Annotated in this window: 1 protein-coding gene; it reads right to left on the bottom strand. The window is 59.8% G+C overall.

The window, feature by feature from the left end; translation table 11 throughout:
• Nucleotides 1–686, bottom strand: a 686-nt coding sequence (locus AC1DT3_RS23320; protein ID WP_477467530.1) for an LLM class flavin-dependent oxidoreductase, incomplete at both ends; no start/stop codon positions are given.

The raw sequence follows: 686 nt of genomic DNA, 5'->3' as shown, positions 1-686 counted from the left end.
ATAGTGATCTGATCCGAACCGAAACTCGATTTCGCCTGGTCAATGATGCGCTGGGCGTCGACGCTTGGCGTTTCGAGTTCCTCGATGTCCGAGATCGGCGTATCGAGGCGATGTGATGTCAGATCGACACCGAGCGCCCCCGATAGCGCCGTCAGATCGTATTTCGTAACCGAAAGATTTTGAATCTCGCGATACTTGTCGTGTGCCTCGCGGGCGGTATGCCCGACATAGACCGCGATGCCGGCGACCAGGGCCTGGTCATCGGGGCTGCGCCCGTGGGCGGCGAGTCGGCTTTTGATATTGGCGTAATAAGCTTTTGCCGGCTCGAGGTGCAGCGCCGTTCCAAAGCGAACATCCGCGAAACGCGCACCAAAGTCCTTCGAGCGTTCCGATGCGCCCGCCGTAAGAAGCGGGATCTGGCCCTGTACCGGACGCGCGATGTTCAGCGGGCCAGCGACGGAAAAATGCTCGCCCTTGTAGTTGATGCGATGCACCTTTGCGGGATCGATGAACAGACCGCGCTCCTTGTCGCCGACGAGCGCATCATCCTCCCAACTGTCCCACAATTGCTTGACGATCTCGATGAACTCGACCGCATTGTCGAAGCGGTGGTCGGTGCCCCAATGCTCGGACCGACCGAAGTTCGCGGCCGCTTCCGGATCTCGACCCGTGACGATGTTGAAGGC

This window comes from Microvirga sp. P4_G7, from assembly GCF_056401005.1.
Note: the sequence above shows the minus strand (reverse complement) of the source record. Positions and strands in the feature narration are given on the sequence as shown.